16 protein-coding genes are annotated in these 22718 nt (G+C 67.3%); 9 read left to right on the forward strand and 7 right to left on the reverse strand.

Features of this window, described 5'->3' with window-relative positions; genetic code table 11:
* Positions 1 to 29: 29 nt before the first annotated feature.
* Together TEP_RS04550 and TEP_RS04555 are read left to right on the forward strand one after the other, a co-directional pair.
* Positions 30 to 3575 (forward strand): ATP-binding protein, encoded by a 3546-nt coding sequence (locus TEP_RS04550; RefSeq protein ID WP_132824427.1) that lies wholly within the window; start codon positions 30 to 32, stop codon positions 3573 to 3575.
* A gap of 96 nt (positions 3576 to 3671) precedes the next feature.
* Positions 3672 to 7202, forward strand: coding sequence for a hybrid sensor histidine kinase/response regulator (locus TEP_RS04555; RefSeq protein WP_132824428.1), 3531 nt, complete (start codon positions 3672 to 3674; stop codon positions 7200 to 7202).
* 614 nt (positions 7203 to 7816) lie between these two features.
* Here the strand turns inward: TEP_RS04555 and mdtD are convergent.
* From mdtD to TEP_RS04580, 5 genes are all read right to left on the reverse strand, one after another.
* Positions 7817 to 9226, reverse strand: a complete 1410-nt coding sequence (gene mdtD / locus TEP_RS04560) for a multidrug transporter subunit MdtD (RefSeq protein WP_132824429.1) — start codon at positions 9224 to 9226, stop codon at positions 7817 to 7819.
* A gap of 91 nt (positions 9227 to 9317) precedes the next feature.
* Complete coding sequence (gene hemE / locus TEP_RS04565; RefSeq protein ID WP_032951968.1) at positions 9318 to 10400, reverse strand: uroporphyrinogen decarboxylase; 1083 nt, start codon at positions 10398 to 10400, stop codon at positions 9318 to 9320.
* A gap of 28 nt (positions 10401 to 10428) precedes the next feature.
* Positions 10429 to 10668, reverse strand: a complete 240-nt coding sequence (locus TEP_RS04570; RefSeq protein ID WP_132824430.1) for a WGR domain-containing protein — start codon at positions 10666 to 10668, stop codon at positions 10429 to 10431.
* Positions 10669 to 10796: 128 nt separating this feature from the next.
* A complete protein-coding gene (gene aroB, locus TEP_RS04575) occupies positions 10797 to 11909 on the reverse strand; it encodes a 3-dehydroquinate synthase (protein WP_132824431.1) in 1113 nt (370 codons plus the stop codon).
* Positions 11906 to 12448, reverse strand: a complete 543-nt coding sequence (locus TEP_RS04580; RefSeq protein ID WP_132824432.1) for a shikimate kinase — start codon at positions 12446 to 12448, stop codon at positions 11906 to 11908. Before TEP_RS04580 ends, aroB begins: the two co-directional genes overlap by 4 nt.
* A gap of 98 nt (positions 12449 to 12546) precedes the next feature.
* Here TEP_RS04580 and TEP_RS04585 point away from each other — a divergent pair, with 98 nt between their 5' ends.
* Positions 12547 to 12750: a dodecin family protein gene (locus TEP_RS04585; RefSeq protein WP_025876997.1), complete on the forward strand. Its 204-nt coding sequence runs from the start codon at positions 12547 to 12549 to the stop codon at positions 12748 to 12750.
* Positions 12751 to 12756: 6 nt separating this feature from the next.
* On the opposite strand, the gene TEP_RS04590 is transcribed toward TEP_RS04585, so the two are convergent.
* Positions 12757 to 13584, reverse strand: a complete 828-nt coding sequence (locus TEP_RS04590) for a kinase (protein ID WP_132824433.1) — start codon at positions 13582 to 13584, stop codon at positions 12757 to 12759.
* Between the two features lie 40 nt (positions 13585 to 13624).
* On the opposite strand from TEP_RS04590, the gene pdxH reads away from it, so the two are divergent.
* Both pdxH and aacA read left to right on the forward strand, forming a co-directional pair.
* Positions 13625 to 14224: a pyridoxamine 5'-phosphate oxidase gene (pdxH, locus tag TEP_RS04595; RefSeq protein WP_132824434.1), complete on the forward strand. Its 600-nt coding sequence runs from the start codon at positions 13625 to 13627 to the stop codon at positions 14222 to 14224.
* Positions 14221 to 14688: an aminoglycoside 6'-N-acetyltransferase gene (aacA, locus tag TEP_RS04600; RefSeq protein WP_132824435.1), complete on the forward strand. Its 468-nt coding sequence runs from the start codon at positions 14221 to 14223 to the stop codon at positions 14686 to 14688. The genes pdxH and aacA overlap by 4 nt, the downstream gene beginning before the upstream one ends.
* Before the next feature lie 104 nt (positions 14689 to 14792).
* Here aacA and prpR read toward each other — a convergent pair whose 3' ends face one another.
* The gene (prpR, locus tag TEP_RS04605) at positions 14793 to 16376 is read right to left on the reverse strand and encodes a propionate catabolism operon regulatory protein PrpR (RefSeq protein ID WP_132824436.1); all 1584 of its coding nucleotides are present in this window, start codon (positions 16374 to 16376) and stop codon (positions 14793 to 14795) included.
* 153 nt (positions 16377 to 16529) lie between these two features.
* Here prpR and prpB point away from each other — a divergent pair, with 153 nt between their 5' ends.
* From prpB to prpF, 4 genes are all read left to right on the forward strand, one after another.
* A complete protein-coding gene (gene prpB, locus TEP_RS04610; protein WP_080148858.1) occupies positions 16530 to 17423 on the forward strand; it encodes a methylisocitrate lyase in 894 nt (297 codons plus the stop codon).
* A 35-nt stretch (positions 17424 to 17458) separates the two neighbouring features.
* The gene (gene prpC, locus TEP_RS04615; RefSeq protein ID WP_025877010.1) at positions 17459 to 18616 is read left to right on the forward strand and encodes a 2-methylcitrate synthase; all 1158 of its coding nucleotides are present in this window, start codon (positions 17459 to 17461) and stop codon (positions 18614 to 18616) included.
* 109 nt (positions 18617 to 18725) lie between these two features.
* Positions 18726 to 21344 carry a Fe/S-dependent 2-methylisocitrate dehydratase AcnD gene (gene acnD, locus TEP_RS04620; RefSeq protein ID WP_132824437.1) on the forward strand — a complete coding sequence of 873 codons (2619 nt, stop codon included), beginning with the start codon at positions 18726 to 18728 and terminating at the stop codon, positions 21342 to 21344.
* A gap of 51 nt (positions 21345 to 21395) precedes the next feature.
* Positions 21396 to 22574: a 2-methylaconitate cis-trans isomerase PrpF gene (gene prpF, locus TEP_RS04625; RefSeq protein WP_132824438.1), complete on the forward strand. Its 1179-nt coding sequence runs from the start codon at positions 21396 to 21398 to the stop codon at positions 22572 to 22574.
* The last annotated feature ends 144 nt before the right edge of the window (positions 22575 to 22718 follow it).

Consider the following 22718-nt stretch of genomic DNA (forward strand, 5'->3'; position numbering starts at 1 on the left):
GACAATCGGCACAGGACAGGGGGTTCAGGATGACGAGCGGCTGGCGCCGGTGGTGCCAAGGCATTGCAGGAGCAGGTCTGGTGCTGTTGGCGCTTTCGGCTGCAGCGGCGACCTTGGACATGGCCGGTGAAACACCGCGCCTGCGCCGTTTCGGCGCGGCCGAGGGATTGCCCTCGCGCATGGTGGTGGCGCTGGCCGAAGACCGACAGGGCCGCGTGTGGGCCGCCACCGACGGCGGCCTGGCCCGCTATGACGGCGGTGAGCTGCGGGTCTGGCAGCACGACCCGGCACAACCGGATTCGCTGCCCGGCAACGAGATCGAAACGCTGCTGGTCGACCCGCTCGACCGCGTATGGGTTGGCATCAACGGCAAGGGGCTGGCCCGGCTGGATGCCGACCGCGAACGCTTCAAGACCTTCGACTCCGTCACTGAAGGGTGCCAGGGACAGTTCTGGACCCTGGCCTACGCCGAGGATGCGCTATGGGTCGGCAGCAGCAGCCATGGGGTCTGCCGCGTCGGCGAAGACGGCTCGCTGCGCCATTTCCAGCATGATCAGGCGCAGCCCGGCGGTCTGCCGAGTGACACCGTCTTCAGCAGTCTGGTGGATGCGCAGGGACGGCTGTGGGTGGGCACCGAAGCCGGTGTGGCGCGCTGGAACGGCCACGCCTTCGAAGCCGTGGCGCAGCGCGAACTGGCGGCGGTGAGCGTGCTGCGGCTGAGCCGCGATGCAGATGGCGCGATCTGGGTCGGTACGCAGAACGACGGCCTGTATCGCATCGATGCGCAGGATCGGGTGACGCGACCGGCCTGGGCCGACAGTGCCCGCCTGCGCTCGGCGCTGGTCCTGGCCGACAGCCACGGAGGCTACTGGGCGGGAACCTCCGATGGCCTGCTGCGTGGTGACGGCCAGGTGCTGCGCAGGTTGGAAGGCGACCGTGGCAGTGGTTTCCTGACCGGCCATAGTGGCGTGCTCGACCTGATGCAGGACCATGAGGGAGGTCTGTGGGTCGCATTGCTGACCCAGGGCCTGGCTTATCTGCCGCCCGACTGGCGACGCTTTTCAACCTGGTACCAGTTCGATGGCAAGCCGCTGGACAGCCAGTACCTGTTGAGTGCCGCCAGCGACGGTCGCAGCTACTACGTCGGTTCCGCCCATGGCGTCTACCAGATCGATGCACAGGGGACGTTGAGCCTGCTGGCCAGCGACCGCGAACTGGGCAGTGGCGCGGTGTGGTCGGTACTGCCACGTCCCGACGGCAGGCTGTGGCTCGGCCGCGCGGGGCGCATCAGCGTCTACGACCCGGCCACCGGTGTGCTGCGCGACTGGCGCATTGGCGGCGGCGCCGACCTTCGGCAGCGGATCGATCTGATGCGGCAGGCGCCCGATGGCACGGTCTGGGTATCGGTGATGAGCCTGGGCCTGCAACAGCGCGGTGCCGACGGCCGCCTGCTGCGTAGTTTCGCCGGCGCTACGCTGCGAGGCAGCACCGACGCGCCGGTCGAGCAGATCCGCTTCGATGCCAGCGGGCACGCCTGGGTGGTCGGGGAAATGGGCATCTGGCGCGAGCAGGGAGACCGCTTCGAAGCGGTCCCCGGCGTTTCCAGGGGGCCCATCTACGATCTGGTATGGATCGATCCGCGGCAGTTGTGGATCGCACGACAGGGCGCATTCGAGCGCTACCAGTGGGATGGCCTCAGTTTGCGCCTGATCCAGCGTGTCGATGCCAGTGCCGGCGTGCCGCCGGTCAGCATGGGAGGGCTGGCCCTGGCCCGGAACGGCCAGTTGTGGGCGACGACGCCCCGCGGCCTGCTGCGCTGGGATCCTAAACAGCGTCGCCTGCAGATCTTCAATGAGCGCAACGGCCTGCTTGATGCCGAGTTCACCGGACGCCCTCCGGCAATCGATGCCGATGGCCGGGTGCTGGCCGTTACCCAGACCGGCATGGTGGGCTTCGATCCGAACGCTGCCGACGTCGAGCTGCCGCCCTCGCAACTGGTGATCGCGCAGGTTCGCGTCCGTCGCGATGATGCGCGTGGCTGGCAGCCCTTGCCGACCTCCGGCCTGCTGTTGCTGGGGCCGGACGACCGTGACCTGCAGATCGATGCACGGCTGCTGTCCTACGCCAACCCGCAGGGCAACCGCTACCGGTTCCGCGTGCAGGGATACGACCAGAACTGGGTGGAACAGGGCGGGGACGGCCAACGCACACTGTCGCGGCTGCCGCCCGGCGCCTACGCCATCGAGGTGCAGGCCGCGACGGACAGTGGTCCGTGGACGCCCTCGCAGCAGTTGCACATCAAGGTACTGCCACCCTGGTGGCGCAGCGGCATGGCGATTTTCGGCTATGCGATGCTGGGCTCGCTGTTGCTGTTGGCACTGCTGTGGTCGATCCGCAGGCGGTTGCGGCGACGGCAGCAGTGGCAGTTGACGGTGCACAAGCAGCAGATCGCCGAGCAGGCATCGCAGGCCAAGAGCCGCTTCCTGGCGACCTTGGGCCACGAAGTACGCACGCCGATGACCGGCGTACTGGGCATGAGCGAACTGCTGCTGGCCACCGAACTGGACCCGGTGCAGCGCGGCTATGCCGGCTCGATCCAGCAGGCAGGCAGCCATCTGCTGCGGCTGGTCAACGATGCGTTGGACCTGGCCCGGATCGAGGCCGGCCGGCTTGAACTGGACATCCGCCCGTTCGATCTGAGCGGACTGCTGGACCAGGTGCAGGCATTGATGCAGCCGATGGCACAACAGCGCAGGCTGGCGTTCCAGCGCGGGGAGGCATTGCCAGGCCCGATCTGTGTCAGTGGCGACGAGATGCGCATCCGCCAGATCCTGCTGAACCTGCTGGGCAACGCGATCAAGTTCACCGAACGCGGCCATGTCGGTCTGGCGGCGCGCCTGGATGAGGACGGCGGTGCGGTGACGTTCGAGGTCAGTGACAGCGGACCGGGCATCAATGCCGAGCAGCAGCAGCGCCTGTTCCACCGCTTCGAACAGGCCGATGGCCCGCGTACCGCCTCGCGCTATGGCGGCAGCGGGCTGGGCCTGGCGATCTGCCAGGAACTGGCGGTGGCGATGGGCGGTCGCATTGACGTCGACAGCCAGCCGGGGCGTGGCGCACGTTTCGCCGTGCGGCTGCCGCTGCCGTGGAGCCGGCAGCAGGCCTCCAGCCCTGGCCAGGCAGTGTCGCCGACGCTGCCTGCGCTGCGCATCCTGCTGGTCGAGGATGATGCCACCGTTGCCGAGGTCATCGCCGGGCTGCTGCGCAGCCGTGGCCATGAGGTGGTGCACGTGCTGCATGGCCTGGGCGCACTGTCGGAGATATCCACCGAGGGGTTCGACGTCGGCCTGCTCGACCTCGACCTGCCGGCACTCGATGGCACCGCCATCGCCCGCCAGCTGCGCGCGATGGGCTACGAACTGCCGCTGGTGGCCGTTACCGCGCGCTCGGATGCCTATGCCGAGACGCAGGTGCTTGCGGCCGGATTCGATGGTTTCCTGCGCAAGCCGGTGACCGGCGATCTGCTGGTGGCGGCGATTGCCCAGGCGCGCAGTAAACGCCAGATCATCAGCTGAGTACGGCATCCTTCGGCGTGAATCGCGCAACTTTCGGTTTACCATGCCGACGCCCACGGCGTGGGCATCATCAACAGCAGCGTGAGGAGGCCATCGGTGGTGTATCTGCGGGCAGTGACGCTGCTGATGCTGCTGCTGTGCTGCCTGGTGCCCGCTGCCGCGCAGCCGGTGCCACCTTCGCCGCGGCAGGTCACCGTGTTCGACGGGTTGCCATCGAACACCGTCAACCGCATGGCCGAAGACCGCTACGGCTACCTGTGGATTGCCACCAACGATGGCCTGGCCCGTTACGACGGGCGCAACTACCGCATCTGGCGTTCCGAAGACGGCCTGCGCGACAACCGCATCTGGAGCGTGCTGGTCGATGCCCGCAACGAGCTGTGGATCGGCACTGAAAATGCCGGCCTGGTGCGGATGTCGGCCGATCGCCGCCAGCTGCGCTTCTACGACCGCAGCAGCCAGCCGCTGATGGGCAGCAATACTGTCTGGAGCCTGGCTGCGACGCCGGATGGCGCGATCTGGTTCGGCACCCACGAGGGCGGCCTGTACCGGCTGGACAGCAATGACCGTCTGCAGCGGTTCCTGCCCGAAGCGAACAACCCGCGCAGTCTGCCGGCCGCGTCGGTGCCCTACCTGGCCACGCTTGCCGATGGCAGCCTGTGGGTCGGCACCAAGCATGGCGTGGCGCGCTGGACCGGTACCGATTTCGAACGCATCGGCGGCGACCTGGTGCCCAGCCTGCTGATCAATGGACTGACCCCGGAACCCGACGGCAGCCTCTGGATCAGCACGCTGGCCGGGGCCACGGTGCGGCGCCCGGATGGCCGTTTCGAATCCGGGCCCTGGACCTTGCCCGCCGGCGACCAGGTGCTGGGCATGATGCTGCGCGACGAGCAGGGCGGGCACTGGCTGGACACGCGCAGCGGCCTGGGCCGGGGCATCGATGGCCGCTACCAGACCGTACCGCTGTACAGCGCCATCGCCCGTGGCCTGGTGCGGCCGAACTGGACCGGCGCCTATGAGGACCGCGAAGGCGGCATCTGGCTGGCCAGCACCAATGCCGGCCTGTGGCACCTGCTTCCGCGCTGGTGGCAGTTCTCGGTGTTTTCGCGGCTGGAGGATGATCCTTCCTCGCTGCGCAATTCCTATGTGCTCGGTACCAGCCCCTCCAGCAATGGTGGTGTGTGGACGGTCGGCAGCCATGGCGCGCTGGACCGCTTCAATCCGCGCACGGGCGTGATCGAGCAGCACCGCACCTTCGTCAACGGCATGCACTGGCTGACCTCGGTGCGCGAAGACCGACGGGGCCAGGTGTGGGTGGGGTCGACCGATGCCCTGATGCGCTACGACCCGCGTCGTGGCGAGCTGCGGCGCTGGGGGCGGGACTCGGGCGCGGACGCGACCATGGAAGGCAACATCGAGGCGATGATGACCTGCGATGGCGACAGCCTGTGGTTGATGCTGTCGGCGGGCCTGCAGCAGCGTGATCTGGACGGGCGCGTGCGCCGGCGGCTGGAAAACGGCCAGGACGGTCTGCAGGCCGGTCAGCTCAATCTGGACGTGGAATGCGGCCCGCAGGACCGGATCTGGCTGGCCAGCAGCCGCGGCCTGCTGCAATGGCAGCCGGATGCGCAGCGCTTCCAGCCGGTGCCCGGTGCGCCGGCCACGGCGGTGTACGCCCTGCACGTGGGCAAGGACGGCCAGGTCTGGTTGTCCGAGGACGGTCGCCTGTCGCGGTATCTCTGGAGCCAGGGCCGGCTGGAACGGCAGGCGGTAGTGGGCGCCGAGCAGGGCTATCCGGCGATTTCCGCTACCGGCCTGGTGGTCGATGCGCAGGGCGTAGCGTGGGCCACCAGCGCCCGCGGCCTGGTGCGGGTGAGTGCCGATGGCGAGAGCGTACGCCTGTACGGGGTGCACGATGGGCTGCCCAGCCAGGAGTTCCGCGAACACACCCTGATCGCCTCCTCGGCGGGGCGCATGGTGGCGGGTACACCCGCCGGTGTGGTCGTGTTCGATCCCGAGCAGGTGCGGCCTTCCACCCGGCGTGCGCCGCTGGTGATCGAGCGGGTGGAGGTGCGTCGCAACGAGCAACTGCTGGACCTGACCCATGACTCGCCGCTGCAGATCGCCGATGGCGACCGCGACCTGCGTATCGTCGCGCGCCTGTTGTCCTTCGCCGATTCGGCTTCCAACACCTACCGCTACCGGCTGGCCGGCTACGACCCGGATTGGGTCGAGGTGGGCCCGGCAGGCGAGCGCCTGTTCTCGCGCCTGCCACCCGGCGCCTACCGGCTGGAAGTGCAGGCGCGCTCGGCCGACCACGTGTGGTCGCGGGTGCAGACCCTGGAATTCCACGTGCAGCCGCCGTGGTGGCGCAGCTTGTCCGGCCTGCTGGTGCTGGCCTCGATCGGGTTGCTGCTGACCAGCTGGTTCGCCTGGTTGTACCGCCGCCGGCTGCAGCGCCAGCACGCCTACCAGCTCGCCCTGCACAAGCAGGATCTGGCCGAACACGCATCGGCGGCCAAGACGCGCTTCCTTGCCAATCTCGGCCATGAGATCCGCACGCCGATGACCGGGGTGCTGGGCATGAGTGAACTGCTGCTGGCCTCGCCGCTGGATCCGCAGCAGCGCGGCTATACCCAGTCGATCCGGCATGCGGGTGAGCATCTGCTGCACCTGGTCAACGATGCGCTGGACCTGGCGCGGATCGAATCGGGGCGCCTGGAACTGCAGTCCAATGCGTTCGGTCTCCATCGCCTGCTGCAGGATCTGGCCGCGCTGATGGGGCCACTGGCTGCGCAGAAAGGCCTGCGGTTCATCCTCGACAACCAGTTGCCGGCAGGGCTGCAGGCGACCGGCGATGCAATGCGGGTGCGGCAGATCCTGCTCAACCTGCTGTCCAACGCGGTCAAGTTCACCAGCCGCGGCAGCATCACGCTGCACGCGCGTTGCGAGGAAGGGCCGCGTGGGCTGTATTTCGAGGTGCGTGATACCGGTCCGGGCATCAGCCAGGAGCAGCAGCAACGGTTGTTCCGGCGCTTCGAGCAGGCCGACGGTGCGCGCACCGCAGCGCAGTACGGCGGCAGCGGCCTGGGCCTGGCGATCTGCCGCGAACTGGCGCTTGCCATGCAGGGCCGGATCCGGGTGGAAAGCCAGCTGGGAAGTGGTACCTGCTTCGGTGTCAGCCTGCCGCTGCCGCTGCAGCAGGGTGCGGCCAGCGACGGAGGTGCCGACTGTGACGCCGCCGCTGCTGCGGTCAACATGCCGCCGCTACGGGTGTTGCTGGTGGAGGATGATGCAACCGTGGCCGATGTGATGTGTGGGCTGCTGACCACCCGTGGCCATGAGGTGGTCCACGCGGCCCACGCGCTGGCTGCGCTGCGTGAAATCAGCGCGGGTGATTTCGATGTCGGCCTGCTCGATCTGGATCTGCCGGGCCTGAGCGGTTTCGAACTGGCCCAGCATCTGCGCAACCAGGGTTACACGCTGCCGCTGCTGGCGGTTACCGCGCGTACCGACCCGGACCTGCAGCAGCAGGTAGAAGCGGCCGGCATCGGGGGCTTCCTGCGCAAGCCGGTGACCGGTGAGCTGCTGGTGGAAGCGATCGCCCGCGTGCTGGGGAGGTAGGGGTTCGGCAGGGCTGCGCCCTGCACCCGCCGAATCAACGGCAAAGCAAAAGCAAAAGCAAAAGCAAAAGCAAAAGCTGGCATTCCGTGGGATGGCGGGGTGGGTCCGGTNGCGGGGGACGCTGCAAGTACGTCCATGTAAGCTCGGTCGCGCCATCCATGGCGCTCACGGCCTTCGACAGATTCCTACGATCTGTCGGAACCGCGTTCTGTGATGCTGTTGGCAGGTGTCGACCTTGGTCGACCAGTAGATCCACGCCACGCGTGGATGCTTTTCGAGATATTCGATTTCCAATGGAGATTCATCCACGCATGGCGTGGATCTACTGCAGATCGCGGAAATCCGTCGGAGGTGGGGCGGTGTCGGATTGCGGGGTGTCAGCCGCATGGGCCCGAGGCATGCCTCGGGCGGGTTGGGCAGGACGCCCAACCCCGGTCTTGCCGTGTGCGCAGGAAAGCGCACACGAGCAAGCGGCTGCCAAGCCTACAGGGACGTACTTGCGGCGTCCCCGTAATCCGACACCACCCCACCATCCCACGGATAGCCCGCTGTTGCCGTTGCTGTTGCTTGCGCAGTGGCATCTGCAGGTGCAGGGCGCAGCCCTGTCGAACCCTCTACTCCGCTACTTCTTCTACCTGGCGCGGTTCGGGCTTGGTGTCCGGCAGCTGCCAGAAGATCAGCGTCGAGGTGAGCGTGATCGCGCCCACGCACAGGAACGTGGCATGCAGTGCCGCCGTCGCGCCGTGGCTTTCCAGCTGCGTGCCGAATGCGGCCAGCAGGCTGCCTGCGGCGGCTGCACCGAAGCCGGCGGCGAGCATCATCACCATCGACAGCAGGCTGTTGCCGGAACTGGCGAACTCGCGGTCGAGGTCGCGCAGGGTGACGGTGTTCATCACGGTGAACTGCAGCGAATTGACTGCGCCGAAGAACGCCAGCTGCAGCAGGCGCACGGCCAGGTGCTGGCCCGGTGTCATCAGGATGAAGCTGGCCATCGCCAGGCCCACCAGCACGGTGTTGGTCATCAGCACGCGGCGATAGCCGTAGCGTTCGACCAGTTTCACCGCCAGCTTCTTCGACACCATGCCTGCGGCGGCCACGGGTACCATCATCAGGCCGGCGTTCATCGGTCCCAGGCCCAGGCCGACCTGCAGCAGCAGCGGGATCAGCATCGGCATGGCACTGCTGCCGATGCGCGAGAACAGGTTGCCGAGAATGCCGATGCGGTAGCTGGGCACGCGGAACAGTACCAGGGAGAACAGCGGTGCCGTTGAATTTGCCGCGTGCAGCCAGTAACCGACCAGCGCGGCCAGGCCGGCCACGGTCATCAGCATCACCAGCGCGTGTGGTGTGCCGAGCCCGGAAATCCCGTCCAGTGCCAGCGACAGCACCACCATCGCAAAGGCCAGCATGGCGTAGCCGCGAAGGTCGAACCGGGTGCGGTGGCTGGCGTAGTGGTCGGGCATGATCTTCATCGCCGCGATGAAGCCGATGACGCCTATCGGCAGGTTGATCAGGAACACCCAGTGCCACGAGGCGATCTCGACCAGCCAACCACCCAGGGTGGGGCCGATCAGCGGACCCACCAGTGCGGGAATGGCGATGAAGCTCATCGCACGCAGGAAGTCCTCGCGTGGCACCGAGCGCATCACCGCCAGGCGCCCGACCGGCAGCAGCATCGCGCCGCCGATGCCCTGCAGTACGCGCGCGGCCACCAGCTGATGCAGCTGCTGCGCCATCGCGCAGGCCAGCGAGCCTAGGGTGAACAGGATGATCGCCACCAGGAAGGTGCGTCGGGTGCCGTAGCGGTCGGCGATCCAGCCGGAGGCGGGAATGAAGGTGGCCACTGCCAGCGCGTAGCTGAAGACCACCGACTGCATCTGCAGGGGGCTTTCGCCGAGGCTGGCCGCCATCGCCGGCAAGGCCGTGTTGACGATGGTCGAGTCCAGCATCTGCATGAAGATCGCCAGCGAAACCAGCCACAGCAGGGGACGCTGGCGGGTGTAGGTCGATGGCGCTGTGGACATGGGGCGTGGCCGGGGCAACGTGGGGGCGCCATGATCGCGCACTGCGGGTCACGGCGCGATCAACATCGCGCCGTGATTGCCTGCGCGATGCTCAGCGTTGGCTGTGTGCGTGCACTGCGTCGACCAGCACCTGTACATGGGCCGGGTCCATGTCCGGCGACATGCCGTGGCCCAGGTTGAACACATGGCCCTCGCGCGAACCACCGTTGCCGGCGGCATAGGTATCGAGCACGCGTGCGGCCGCAGCGGCGATCGCATCAGGCGAGGCATACAACGTGGTCGGATCCAGGTTGCCCTGCAGCGCTACGCGGCCACCGGTGCGGCGCAGCGCTTCGTCCAGGTCCAGCGTCCAGTCCAGGCCGAGCGCATCGGCGCCGGTCTGCGACAGCGCTTCCAGGTGCAGGCCGGTGCCCTTGCCGAACAGGATCAGCGGCGTGCGCTCGCTGCCTTCGCCGCGCTCCAGGCCTTCGGCGATGCGCTGCAGATAGCGCAGTGAGAACTCGCGGTACATCGCCGGCGACAGCACGCCGCCCCAGGTGTCGAACACCTGCAGGGCCTGCGCACCGGCCGCGCGCTGCGCGCCGAGGTAGGCAATCACCGCGTCGGTGGTCACTTCCAGCAGGCGGTGCAGGGCCTGCGGATGGTTCAGCGCCATTGCCTTGATGCGCGCGAAATCCTTGCTGCCGCCGCCTTCGACCATGTAGCAGGCCAACGTCCACGGGCTGCCGGAGAAACCGATCAGCGGCACCTGGCCATCCAGTTCGCGGCGGATCAGGCGCACCGCGTCCATCACATAGCCCAGATCCTGCTCCATGTCCGGCACCGCCAGCCTGGCGATGGCCGCTTCATCGCGCACCGGGTGGCGGAACTTCGGGCCTTCGCCTTCGACGAAGTACAGCTCCAGGCCCATGGCATCGGGAATGGTGAGGATGTCCGAGAACAGGATGGCCGCGTCCAGCGGGAAGCGGCGCAGCGGCTGCAGGGTGACTTCGCAGGCGATCTCCGGGTTCTTGGCCATGGCCAGGAAGCTGCCGGCCTTGGCCCGGGTGGCGCGATACTCCGGCAGATAGCGGCCGGCCTGGCGCATCAGCCAGACAGGGGTGCAGTCCACCGGTTCGCGGCGCAGGGCGCGCAGCAGGCGATCGTTGCGGAGAGGGCTGGTCACAGTGGGCATTCCTTGGGCGAAAAGAGCAGCGGCGCAGTCAGTCGCCGTGCGAAAGAATCTGGAAGCCCCGATGCAGTTCGGCATCGCGGGCTTTGTCGTAGGCGTGGCGGGCTTCGTCGGCCGACAGGTACAGCTCGCGCCGCAGCTGCGAGCGCGCGCCGACGCGGCCGGATTCACGCAGCAGTTCCCAGCCGCCGAACAGGTCCGGGGCCAGGGTCAGGCGCAGGAAGCGCGGTGCCTGGGCACCGTCGGCGGGTTGTTGCAGGTGGACGTGCATGGCACCGATTGTAGCGGGGGCGAGGTGAGCCCTGCCGCAATGCTGACCTGGAAGTGCCGGCCGCTGGCCGGCAACCTGATGAAACCTCCCAGGTAGCGCCGGGCCATGGCCGGCTAACGCGGAAGCGCTCAGCCTGCGCTTAGCACCTTCAGTACGGCCGCTTCGTCCACGTCCGGTACGACTTCGGCGCGGCCCATGCCACGCCACAGCACCAGGCGCAGGCGGCCGGCCACGTTCTTCTTGTCCAGGCGCATGCGGCCGAGCAGGGCCTGCGGGTCCAGCCCGGCGGGGATTGCCACCGGCAGGCCAAGCTGTTCCAGCAGCGCCTGCAGGCGCACCCGGTCGGCGTCGTCGGCCAGGCCCAGGTGGGTGGAGAGACGGGCCGCCAGCACCATGCCCACCGCTACGGCTTCACCGTGGTTCAGTGCATCGCGTCCCGGTGCGGAGTAGCCCTGTTCGGTTTCGATGGCGTGGCCGAAGGTATGGCCAAGATTGAGCAGGGCGCGTTCGCCCTTCTCGAAGGGATCGCGCTCGACGATGGCGGCCTTGTGCCGGCAGCTGCGGGCGATGGCCTCGGCGATGACCGCATCCTCGCCGGCCGCCAGTGCCTCGGCATGCTGCTGCAGCCACTCGAAGAACACCGCATCGCCCAGTGCGCCGTACTTGACCACTTCGGCCAGGCCGGCGCGCAGCTCGCGCGGCGGCAGGGTGGCCAGCACGCGGGTATCGGCGATCACCGCACGCGGTGGGTGGAACGCACCGACCAGGTTCTTGCCGGCCGGTATATCCACGGCGGTCTTGCCGCCCACCGAAGAATCGACCATCGCCAGCAGCGTGGTCGGCAGCTGCACGCAGTCGATGCCGCGCATCCAGCAGGCCGCGGCAAAGCCGGCGAGATCGCCGACCACACCGCCGCCGAGGGCGAACACGCAGGCATCGCGGGTGGCGCCGAGCGCGGCCAGCGCCTCGATGACCGAGCCGAACTCGGCCAGGGTCTTGGAGGCTTCGCCGGCGGCCAGCACATGCTCAGCCATGATCAGGTCCGGGCGTGCGGCCAGCAGCGTCTTCCTGACGGCATCCAGATAGCGTGGCGCAACCTCGCTGTCGCTGACCAGCAGGACATGGCGGCCACGCACATGGCTGGACAGTGCGGCGCCGTCGGCCTGGGCGCCGGCACCGATGGTGATGGAATAGGGACGGTCGCCGCCAACGGCGACCTGCAGCAGGGCAGGGGAGGTCATGCAGTGGGGTCCTGTCGCTGCCAGTGCGTGGCCAGCTTGACGACAAGCTGGGCAGTGGCATCGGCGGCGGTAAACGGGTCGGTATCAAGAGTGACATCGGCCAGGTCGCGATACAGCGGGTCGCGATGCGCGGCCAGATCATGCAGTACCTGTTCGCGGTCCGGCTGCTGCAGCAGTGGCCGGGCCTTGTCGCGTGACAGGCGCTCCAGCTGGGCTGCGACGCTGACCCGCAGGTAGACGACAAAGCCTCGCTTGGCGATCAGGGCGCGATTGTCCGGGTCAAGCACGGCACCGCCGCCGGTGGACACCAGCTGGCCACGGCCGGCCAGCACCTGCGCCAGCGCCTGGCGCTCATGGGCACGGAAGCCGGCTTCGCCGGAATGCTCGAAGATCGTGGGAATGCTGGCCCCTGTCGCATCGACGATGGCCTGGTCGACGTCGACGAAGTCCAGCGTGAAGCGCTCGGCGAGGCGGCGGCCGATGCAGGTTTTGCCGGCACCCATCGGGCCGATCAGGATCAGGTTCGGAGCGGGATTCATGCCCTCTGATGCTAACACCTCCGTGCCTTGGCCTTTACGTTCTTCACGTCAGGGTGGAGGTTCCTGCGGGGTATCCCGCGCCTGATGGAGTGCCTGCCATGTCGGTTGCCAAGGTCATCGAAATCAATGCGTCCTCGCCCAAGAGCGTGGAGGACGCAGTGCGCAGCGGATTGAAGAAGGTGTCCGGAACGGTCAAGGGCATCCAGGGCGCCTGGATCAACGAGACCAAGGTGGTCACCGACGGCAACGGTGAGATCACCGAATGGCGGGTGAACCTGCGGGTCACCTTCCTGGTGGAATGAGGCTGCTCAGCGCAGCCCTTGCACCTGGCGTTGGGCATCCAGCGCCACTACCCGGTCGGCAATGGCCGGCAGCGCACGCAACGCCTGCCGGCTGACCCGCTCGTAGTACTGCACGAAGCGCTCCAGCTGGGGTCGGTTCATACCGTGCCGCCCCGGCTGGGCCGCCTGCAGGTTCTGCTCCTGCTGCCAGCGCCAACGCGGCACCACCGAAAAATCAGGAGGTTGCAGGAACCACAAGCGGTCGCAACGCTGCCACAGCGCCTGATAGTCGCGGGCCAGCGCCTGGTTGCACCAGCGCCGCCAACGGCCATCGGCATCGGCCTCGCGCTCCAAGGCGTTGAGCGGGACATCCAGTTCGGCATCGTCCTGCGCCGGGGTGCCCAGGAACCAGCCCTCGAACACCAGCAGGTCCAGCGGCGTTTGCAGCTGCGGCCACTGCGCTTCGGGCAGGCGCTCGTCGGCCAGCTTGTCGAAGCGGGGCAAGGCCAGAGGCTTTCGTGCGGCTACTGCGTCCAGTACCGCATGTGCCAGCGGCAGGTCGTGGGTGCCCGGTGGGCCACGGGTGATCAACAACGGATGTACCTGCCGGGCCAGGCGCTGGCGCTGTGCCCGGGTCAGGTAGACATCGTCGATGGACAGCGTTGCGGCGTTCAGGCCACGCGCCTGGGCACGGGCAACCACCTGCGCGGCCAGCGTCGATTTGCCGCTCCCCTGCAGGCCGCTGATCGCCAATACTGGAGCGGCTGCGCTGCTGCCCAGCGCGTCATCCAGCGCCTGCTCGACCACTGTTTCGGGGAATCCTTTCACCTGGGGCATGTACGCAGCGGCGACCATGCCGCCACAATAGCCCAAACCGTGTGAGAAGAATGCTGTCATGAGCGACCTGTACGCCGAAGCCCTGTCGACCTTTGCCGCCCTGTTCGAAGAAGCGAAACAGAGCCGCGAGGTGGAGCCCAATGCGATGACCGTAGCCACTGCCGATACGCAGGGCCGGCCGTCGGCGCGCACCGTGTTGTTGAAGGCGTTCGATGAGCGCGGCTTCGTGTTCTATACCCACCTGGACAGCCACAAGGGTCGCGAGCTGCAGGCCAATCCGCAGGCGGCGCTGCTGTTCCTGTGGCGCAGCCTGCGCGATGCCGGCATCCAGGTGCGCATCGAGGGACGCGTGGAGCAGGTGGCCGATGCCGAGGCCGACGCCTATTTCGCCAGTCGTCCGCGCATGAGCCAGATCGGCGCGTGGGCGTCGCTGCAGTCGAAGACGTTGAACTCGCGGGAGGAGTTCGACGCGCGCGTGGCCGAGGTCGAGGCGCGCTTCGAGGGCAAGGACGTGCCACGTCCGGACGGCTGGAGTGGTCTGCGGGTGGTGCCTGACCGCATCGAGTTCTGGTACGGCGCACAGTTCCGCCTGCACGAGCGCTGGTGCTATGAGGCCGGTGCCGAAGGGCGCTGGAGCAAGCGCTTGTTGTACCCGTGAGTGACGCCGCGCCGACGATCCGCCAGGCCACGCCGGCCGATGCGGCGGCGTGGGCGCAGCTGCGACTGGGCCTGTGGCCCGATGCCGATGATCCGCTGGAGGAGCTGGCGGAATCGCTGGCCGATGCCGAGGGTGCGGTGTTCCTGCCCTGTCTCGCCGATGGCGAAGCGGTGGGGTTTGCCGAAGTGCGCCTGCGCCATGACTACGTGAACGGCACCGAGTCTTCGCCAGTCGGCTTCCTGGAAGGCTGGTACGTGCAGCCGCATTGGCAGGGCCACGCCGTGGGCCGTGCCCTGCTGGCGGCCGTGCAGGACTGGGCGCGTGCAGCCGGCTGTAGCGAGCTGGCCTCTGACAGTCGCGTGGAAGACATACAGGCGCACGCCGCGCATCGCGCGTGCGGTTTCGAGGAAACCGAGCGGGTGGTGTATTTCCGCATGGCGCTGGATGCGGCAACGCCCCGATAGCTGCCAACCTGGGTTGGCTTTTGGCGCAGAGTGCGTGGTGCCGGTGCCCCGATCGCCGCGTGTCAACCAAGGTTGACACCTACCAGTGTGCGCTTGGCTCGACTCTACAGCCCCTCCGCGCGCAGCCATCGCCACAGCGTGGTGCGTGACACCCCCAGCGCCTGCGCCATGCCTTCGCGGTCATTGCGGTGTTCCTGCAGCAGCGCTTGCAGCTGCGCACGCGGTGGGTGTTTGCCGTTGCTTTCCACCGGCAGTGTGGTGGCGCCTTCGTTCACCAGCTCCGGCGCCAGCTGCAGCAGGCGCGCGGCATCGATCAGCCCTTCACTGGGCTGCCAGTGGATGCGCAGCCTATCCACCAGGTTGCGCAGTTCACGTACGTTGCCCGGCCAGTCGGCAGCGCTAAGCAGGGCCAGCGCTTCTGCATCCAGCGGTGCATCGATGCCGCGCAGTTCGCGGAAGAAGTGCGTGGTCAACAGCGGGATATCGCCTCGACGCGCACGCAAAGTGGGCAGTGCGATGCGCAGCGCGGCCAGCCGGTAATACAGGTCGCGGCGGAAGCTGCCTGCCGCCGCGCGCTGCTCCAGCGACTGCAGGGTGGCGGCGACCACGCGCAGGTCGACCGGGGTCGGTTCGGTGGCGCCCACGCGCAGCACTTCGCGTTCTTCCAGCACCCGCAGCAGGCGGGTCTGCAGCGGCAGCGGCAGTTCACCGATCTCGTCCAGGAACAACGTACCGCCATCGGCCGCCTCGACCAGGCCGACGCGCCCCCCGCGACGCGCACCGGTGAAGGCGCCGTCGCTGTAGCCGAACAGCTCCGCTTCCAGCAGTGATTCGCTGATCGCACCGCAGTTCAGCGCAACGAAGCGACCGCGACGACCGCTGGCGGCGTGCAGCTGGCGTGCAACCAGTTCCTTGCCGGTGCCGGTCTCGCCGGTAACCAGTACGGTGCTGTCGTGCGGGGCGTACAGCGCGATCTGTGCGCGCACGTCGGCCATCGCATTGCTGTCGCCGAGCAGGGCATGCGCATCGTTGCGTGCGGCGGTGCGGCGGCGCGGAGCAGGCCGGCTGCCGCCGGAGCGGGCCATGGCCTGGGTCAGCTCCAGCGCATGCTCGAACGCCTGCCGCACCGAATCAGCCGAGTACAGCAGCACGCCGGGCAGTCCGGCCTGTTCGGCATGGTCGATGGCCATGCCGGTGCCGACGATCACTTCGATACCGTTGGCGCGCAGGTCGGCGATGCAGTCGCGGGCATCTTCGCGGGTGACGAAGCGGCGGTGCTCGATGTCCAGGCCGAAGCTCTGCTGGAAGCTGCTGAACACCGGCACGTCGCTGGCATGGGTGACCAGGCCGATGCGTGGGGCGATGCGGCGGGCGCGCGCCAGCGCTTCCATCAGGTCGAAGCCATTGGCGTGGATCGGTACCAGCGGCAGGTCCAGACGACCGCGCAGCCAGGCCGCGTTTGAGCCGCCGGCAATCACCACGTCGCAGTGCTCGCGGCGCAGGCGCTGGCCGATCACTTCCACGGCCTCCTCGAAGCCCAGGTTGATCTGCTCGATGCGCGCGCGGCGGTCGAATTCGGGAATGACATCGCCCAGCAGGCCGGTCAGGCGCGAGACGCTGACCGTCCAGATCACCGGGCGGCCGGGGTCGGCATCGGCGTGGCGCAGGGGCGAGCGGGGCAGGTACATGGACGGATACCGGGAGGCGATGTTTCATGATACATCTGTTTCAGTGTTTCATATGTTTCAGTGTTGCGGGCCGGTCATCCCCGTGAAATCAACCGCTTGCAGGTTGGCATGGTGTTTGCGCCTACCCCTGTGTCCTTCAACCTGGATCGCCGCATGACCGTTTCGACCCTCTCTTCCGCCGGTGCCCGCTTCCGCGAGGCGCTGGCTGCCGAATCGCCGCTGCAGGTGATCGGCGCGATCAACGCCAACCATGCGCTGCTGGCCAAGCGCGCGGGTTTCCGTGCCATCTACCTGTCCGGCGGTGGCGTAGCCGCCGGCTCGCTGGGCCTGCCGGACCTCGGCATCAACACGCTGGAAGACGTGCTGGTGGACGTGCGCCGCATCACCGACGTCTGCGACCTGCCGCTGATGGTCGACATCGACACCGGCTTTGGCCCCAGCGCGTTCAACATCGCGCGCACGGTGAAGTCGCTGATCAAGGCTGGCGCGGCCGCCTGCCATATCGAAGACCAGGTCGGCGCCAAGCGCTGCGGTCATCGCCCGGGCAAGGAGATCGTCTCGCAGGGCGAAATGGTCGACCGCGTGAAGGCCGCTGCCGATGCCAAGACCGATCCGGACTTCTTCCTGATCGCGCGCACCGATGCCATCCAGGTGGACGGCGTGGACAAGGCCATCGAACGTGCCATCGCCTGCGTCGAAGCCGGTGCCGACGGCATCTTCGCAGAGGCCGCCTATGACCTGGATACCTACCGCCGCTTCGTCGACGCGGTGAAGGTGCCGGTGCTGGCCAACATCACTGAATTCGGCGCGACCCCGCTGTTCAGCCGCGACGAGCTGGCCTCGGCCGGCGTGGCCATCCAGCTGTTCCCGCTGTCGGCGTTCCGCGCCGCCAACAAGGCCGCCGAGAACGTCTACCAGACGATCCGCCGCGAAGGCCACCAGCGCAACCTGATCGACAGCATGCAGACCCGCGAGGAGCTGTATGACCGTATCGGCTACCACGCCTTCGAGCAGCAGCTCGATGCGCTGTTCGCCGCCAAGAAATAAGCAGTACCCTGCACCATCAAGTTTCGGAGGGAAACATGAACGATACGACCGCAACCCCGACCTTCAAGCCCAAGAAGTCCGTCGCCCTGTCCGGCACCGCTGCCGGCAACACCGCGCTGTGCAGCGTCGGCCGCAGTGGCAACGACCTGCACTACCGTGGCTACGACATCCTGGACCTGGCCAACACCAGCGAGTTCGAGGAAATCGCCTACCTGCTGGTGCATGGCAAGCTGCCGACCCGCGCCGAGCTGGTTTCGTACAAGGCCAAGCTGAAGTCGCTGCGTGGCATTCCGGCTGCAGTGAAGGCCGCGCTGGAAGAACTGCCGCCGTCGGCGCACCCGATGGATGTGATGCGCACCGGCGTGTCCGTGCTCGGCTGCGTGGCGCCGGAGAAGGACGACCACAACCATCCGGGCGCGCGCGACATCGCCGACAAGCTGATGGCCTGCCTCGGTTCGATGCTGCTGTACTGGTACCACTGGAGCCACAACGGCCGTGCGATCGACGTGGAAACCGACGATGACTCCATCGGTGGCCACTTCCTGCACCTGCTGCACGGCGAGAAGCCGCAGGATTCGTGGGTGAAGGCGATGCACACCTCGCTGATCCTGTACGCCGAGCACGAGTTCAATGCCTCGACCTTCGCCTGCCGCGTCATTGCCGGCACCGGCAGCGACATGTACAGCGCGATCTGCGGTGGCATCGGCGCGCTGCGCGGCCCCAAGCACGGCGGCGCCAACGAAGTGGCGTTCGAAGTGCAGAAGCGCTATGACAATCCGGACGAAGCCGAGGAAGACATCAAGGCCCGCGTGGAGCGCAAGGAAGTGGTGATCGGTTTCGGCCACCCGGTCTACACCGTGTCCGATCCGCGCAACAAGGTGATCAAGGACGTCGCCCGCGAACTGTCCGAAGAGCAGTCGAGCATGAAGATGTACGACATCGCCGAGCGCCTGGAAACGGTGATGTGGGACATCAAGAAGATGTTCCCGAACCTGGACTGGTTCAGCGCCGTCAGCTACCACATGATGGGCGTGCCGACCGCGATGTTCACCCCCCTGTTCGTGATCGCCCGCACCGCCGGCTGGAGCGCGCACATCGTCGAACAGCGCATCGACGGCAAGATCATCCGCCCGAGCGCCAACTACATCGGCCCGGAAGATCGCGACTTCGTGGCCATCGACAAGCGTTCCTGATCATCGCCACTGTTGCACTGCTGCATGCATCCGGCCGGCCCCGTGCCGGCCGGATGCCGTCACCGCCGTATTGCCGGCACCCGGCCCGCCACGAGCATTCCGCCAGCCCATGAATACCGATTACCGCAAGACCCTCCCCGGCGCCTCGCTGGACTATTTCGATGCGCGCGCCGCCGTCGACGCGATCCAGCCTGGTGCCTACGCCACGCTGCCGTACGTATCGCGCGTGCTGGCCGAGAACCTGGTACGTCGCTGCGATCCGGCCACGCTGACCGACTCGCTGAAGCAGCTGATCGAGCGCCGTCGCGACCTGGATTTCCCGTGGTTCCCGGCGCGCGTGGTGTGCCATGACATCCTCGGCCAGACCGCGCTGGTGGATCTGGCCGGCCTGCGCGATGCGATCGCCGACAAGGGCGGTGATCCGGCCAAGGTCAACCCGGTGGTGCCGGTGCAGCTGATCGTCGATCACTCGCTGGCAGTGGAGTGCGGTGGTTTCGATCCGCAGGCGTTCGAGAAGAACCGCGCCATCGAGGACCGTCGCAACGAGGACCGCTTCCACTTCATCGACTGGACCAAGCTGGCCTTCGAAAACGTGGACGTGATTCCGCCGGGCAACGGCATCATGCATCAGATCAACCTGGAGAAGATGTCGCCGGTGATCTACGTGCAGGACGGCGTCGCCTTCCCCGATACCTGCGTGGGCACCGACAGCCACACCCCGCACGTGGATGCGCTGGGCGTGATCGCCATCGGCGTGGGTGGCCTGGAAGCGGAGAACGTGATGCTGGGCCGTGCGTCGTGGATGCGCCTGCCGGACATCATCGGCGTCGAGCTGACCGGCCGGCCGCAGCCGGATATCACCGCCACCGACGTGGTGCTGGCCCTGACCGAGTTCCTGCGCAAGGAGCGCGTGGTCGGCGCCTGGCTTGAATTCTTCGGCGAAGGTGCTGCTGCACTCACCATCGGTGATCGCGCCACGATCTCCAACATGTGTCCCGAATACGGCGCAACCGCCGCGATGTTCTACATCGACGGCCAGACCATCGACTACCTGCGCCTGACCGGTCGCGAGGAAACGCAGGTCGCACTGGTCGAAAACTACGCGCGCAGCACCGGCCTGTGGGCCGATGACCTGGCCACCGCGCAGTACGAGCGCGTGCTGCACTTCGATCTGTCGACGGTGGTGCGCAACATGGCCGGCCCGAGCAATCCGCATCGTCGTCTGCCGGTATCGGAACTGGTCGAGCGTGGCATCGCCGATGCCGCCAAGCTGGAAGCCGGCAAGGCCGAACAGGCACAGGGCCTGATGCCCGATGGCGCGGTGATCATCGCTGCCATCACCAGCTGCACCAATACCTCCAACCCGCGCAACGTGATCGCCGCCGGCCTGCTGGCACGCAAGGCCAACGAGCGCGGCCTGCTGCGCAAGCCTTGGGTGAAGTCGTCGCTGGCACCCGGTTCCAAGGCAGTGCAGCTGTACCTGGAAGAAGCGGGCCTGCTGCCGGACCTGGAGAAGCTGGGCTTCGGCATCGTTGCCTTCGCCTGCACCACCTGCAATGGCATGAGCGGCGCGCTGGATCCGAAGATCCAGCAGGAAATCATCGACCGTGACCTTTACGCCACGGCGGTACTGTCGGGCAACCGCAACTTCGACGGCCGCATCCATCCATATGCGAAGCAGGCGTTCCTGGCCTCGCCGCCACTGGTGATCGCCTACGCCATCGCCGGCACCATCCGCTTTGACATCGAGAAGGATGTGCTGGGCGTGGACACCGACGGCAACGAGGTGCGCCTGAAGGACATCTGGCCGAGTGATGCCGAGATCGATGCGGTGGTGAAGGCGGCGGTGAAGCCGGAGCAGTTTCGCAGCGTCTACAACCCGATGTTCAACGTACGCGTCGAACACGGCGCAGCGGTGAGCCCGCTGTACGACTGGCGCCCGCAGAGCACCTACATCCGTCGTCCGCCGTACTGGGAAGGTGCATTGGCCGGTGAGCGCTCGCTGGCCGGCATGCGTGCGCTGGCGGTGTTGCCCGACAACATCACCACCGACCACCTGTCGCCGTCCAACGCGATCCTGGCCTCGAGTGCGGCTGGCGAATACCTGGCGAAGATGGGCCTGCCGGAAGAGGACTTCAATTCCTACGCCACCCATCGCGGTGACCACCTGACCGCGCAGCGCGCCACCTTCGCCAACCCGAAGCTGTTCAACGAGATGGTGCGCAATGAAGATGGCAGCGTGAAACAGGGTTCGCTGGCGCGCGTCGAGCCGGAAGGCAAGGTCATGCGCATGTGGGAAGCCATCGAGACCTACATGGAGCGCAAGCAGCCGCTGATCATCATCGCCGGTGCCGACTACGGGCAGGGTTCTTCGCGTGACTGGGCCGCCAAGGGCGTGCGCCTGGCCGGCGTGGAGGCCATCGTTGCCGAAGGCTTCGAGCGCATCCACCGCACCAACCTGATCGGCATGGGCGTGCTGCCGCTGGAGTTCAAGCCGGGCACCACGCGCCTGACCCTGGGCATCGATGGCACCGAAACCTTCGACGTCATCGGTGAACGCACGCCGCGCGCCGAGTTGCGCGTGGTCATCCACCGCCGCGACGGCCAGGACGTGATCGTGCCGGTCACCTGCCGCCTGGACAGTGACGAGGAAGTGGCGATCTACGAGGCCGGCGGCGTGCTGCAGCGCTTCGCGCAGGACTTCCTGGAAGGCGCCAAGGTGGCGTAAGGCATCCGACGGCCCGGCAACGGGCCGTCTTTCATTGCAAGGAACCGTTCCATGGCATTTCTCCCGCAACTTCGTATTCCCGCCACCTACATGCGCGGTGGTACCAGCAAGGGCGTGTTCTTCCGCCAGCAGGACCTGCCCGAGGCCGCTCAGGTGCCGGGTGCCCCACGCGATGCGCTGCTGATGCGCGTGATCGGCTCGCCCGACCCGTATGGCAAGCAGACCGACGGCATGGGCGGGGCCACCTCCAGCACCAGCAAGTGCGTGATCGTCTCCACCGCCTCCGTGCCGGATCACGACGTGGACTACCTGTACGGCCAGGTGTCGATCGATGCCGCGTTCGTGGACTGGAGCGGCAACTGCGGCAATCTCAGCACCGCCGTCGGCCCGTTCGCGATCGCCAACGGCCTGATCGATCCGGCCCGCGTGCCGCGCGATGGCCTGTGCACCGTGCGCATCTGGCAGGCCAACATCGGCAAGACCATCATCGCCCATGTGCCGATGCGCGATGGGCAGGTGCAGGAAATCGGCGATTTCGAACTGGATGGCGTGACCTTCCCGGCGGCCGAGATCCAGCTGGAATTCCTCGATCCGTCCGACGATGGTGACGCCGGTGCGATGTTCCCCACCGGCAACCTGGTCGATACGCTGGACGTGCCGGGCGTGGGTAGTTTCGAGGTGACGATGATCACCGCCGGCATCCCGACCATCTTCCTCAACGCCGCCGACCTCGGTTACACCGGCACCGAACTGCAGCCGGCGATCAATGAAGACAAAGCGGCGCTGGAGCGTTTCGAGAAGATCCGTGCCTACGGCGCGCTGCGCATGGGCTTGATCCAGAAACTGGAAGACGCGGCGACCCGCCAGCACACGCCGAAGGTAGCCTTCGTCGCCCCCGCGCAGGATTACGTGTCGTCCAGCGGCAAGGCGATCCCGGCCGCGGACATCGATCTGCATGCCCGCGCGCTGTCGATGGGCAAGCTGCACCACGCGATGATGGGCACCGCTGCAGTAGCGATCGGTACCGCCGCGGCGATCCCCGGCACGCTGGTCAATCGTGCTGCTGGCGGCGGCGAGCGCGAGGCCGTGACCTTCGGGCATCCGTCGGGCACGTTGCGCGTGGGTGCGCAGGCCGCACTCGTTGACGGCCAGTGGACGGTGTCCAAGGCCATCATGAGCCGCAGCGCCCGCGTGCTGATGGAAGGCAAGGTGCGCGTGCCGGCCGGGTGATGGCCTGGTAGTCGCCAACCTTGGTTGGCATGGCGCCGGCATTGCGCGGGTGGCGCTGCACCTGCTCTGGTAGGTGCCAACCTTGGTTGGCATGGAAGCGGCATCGCGCGGGTAAGGCCCAGCGCCAACCAAGGTTGGCGACTA

It is taken from the genome of Stenotrophomonas sp. TEPEL (assembly GCF_004348785.1).
Classification (GTDB): domain Bacteria; phylum Pseudomonadota; class Gammaproteobacteria; order Xanthomonadales; family Xanthomonadaceae; genus Stenotrophomonas; species Stenotrophomonas indicatrix.

What these genes read in the sequence shown, in the direction of transcription:
- TEP_RS04580 (WP_132824432.1), bottom strand. Translation starts at nt 12,448, where the DNA reads ATGAATCCCGCTCCGAACCTGATCCTGATCGGCCCGATGGGTGCCGGC.
- prpF (WP_132824438.1), top strand. Translation starts at nt 21,396, where the DNA reads ATGGCATTTCTCCCGCAACTTCGTATTCCCGCCACCTACATGCGCGGT.
- acnD (WP_132824437.1), top strand. Translation starts at nt 18,726, where the DNA reads ATGAATACCGATTACCGCAAGACCCTCCCCGGCGCCTCGCTGGACTAT.
- hemE (WP_032951968.1), bottom strand. Translation starts at nt 10,400, where the DNA reads ATGCCCACTGTGACCAGCCCTCTCCGCAACGATCGCCTGCTGCGCGCC.
- mdtD (WP_132824429.1), bottom strand. Translation starts at nt 9,226, where the DNA reads ATGTCCACAGCGCCATCGACCTACACCCGCCAGCGTCCCCTGCTGTGG.
- prpR (WP_132824436.1), bottom strand. Translation starts at nt 16,376, where the DNA reads ATGTACCTGCCCCGCTCGCCCCTGCGCCACGCCGATGCCGACCCCGGC.
- pdxH (WP_132824434.1), top strand. Translation starts at nt 13,625, where the DNA reads ATGAGCGACCTGTACGCCGAAGCCCTGTCGACCTTTGCCGCCCTGTTC.
- TEP_RS04550 (WP_132824427.1), top strand. Translation starts at nt 30, where the DNA reads ATGACGAGCGGCTGGCGCCGGTGGTGCCAAGGCATTGCAGGAGCAGGT.
- prpB (WP_080148858.1), top strand. Translation starts at nt 16,530, where the DNA reads ATGACCGTTTCGACCCTCTCTTCCGCCGGTGCCCGCTTCCGCGAGGCG.
- TEP_RS04585 (WP_025876997.1), top strand. Translation starts at nt 12,547, where the DNA reads ATGTCGGTTGCCAAGGTCATCGAAATCAATGCGTCCTCGCCCAAGAGC.
- aroB (WP_132824431.1), bottom strand. Translation starts at nt 11,909, where the DNA reads ATGACCTCCCCTGCCCTGCTGCAGGTCGCCGTTGGCGGCGACCGTCCC.
- TEP_RS04590 (WP_132824433.1), bottom strand. Translation starts at nt 13,584, where the DNA reads ATGGTCGCCGCTGCGTACATGCCCCAGGTGAAAGGATTCCCCGAAACA.
- TEP_RS04570 (WP_132824430.1), bottom strand. Translation starts at nt 10,668, where the DNA reads ATGCACGTCCACCTGCAACAACCCGCCGACGGTGCCCAGGCACCGCGC.
- prpC (WP_025877010.1), top strand. Translation starts at nt 17,459, where the DNA reads ATGAACGATACGACCGCAACCCCGACCTTCAAGCCCAAGAAGTCCGTC.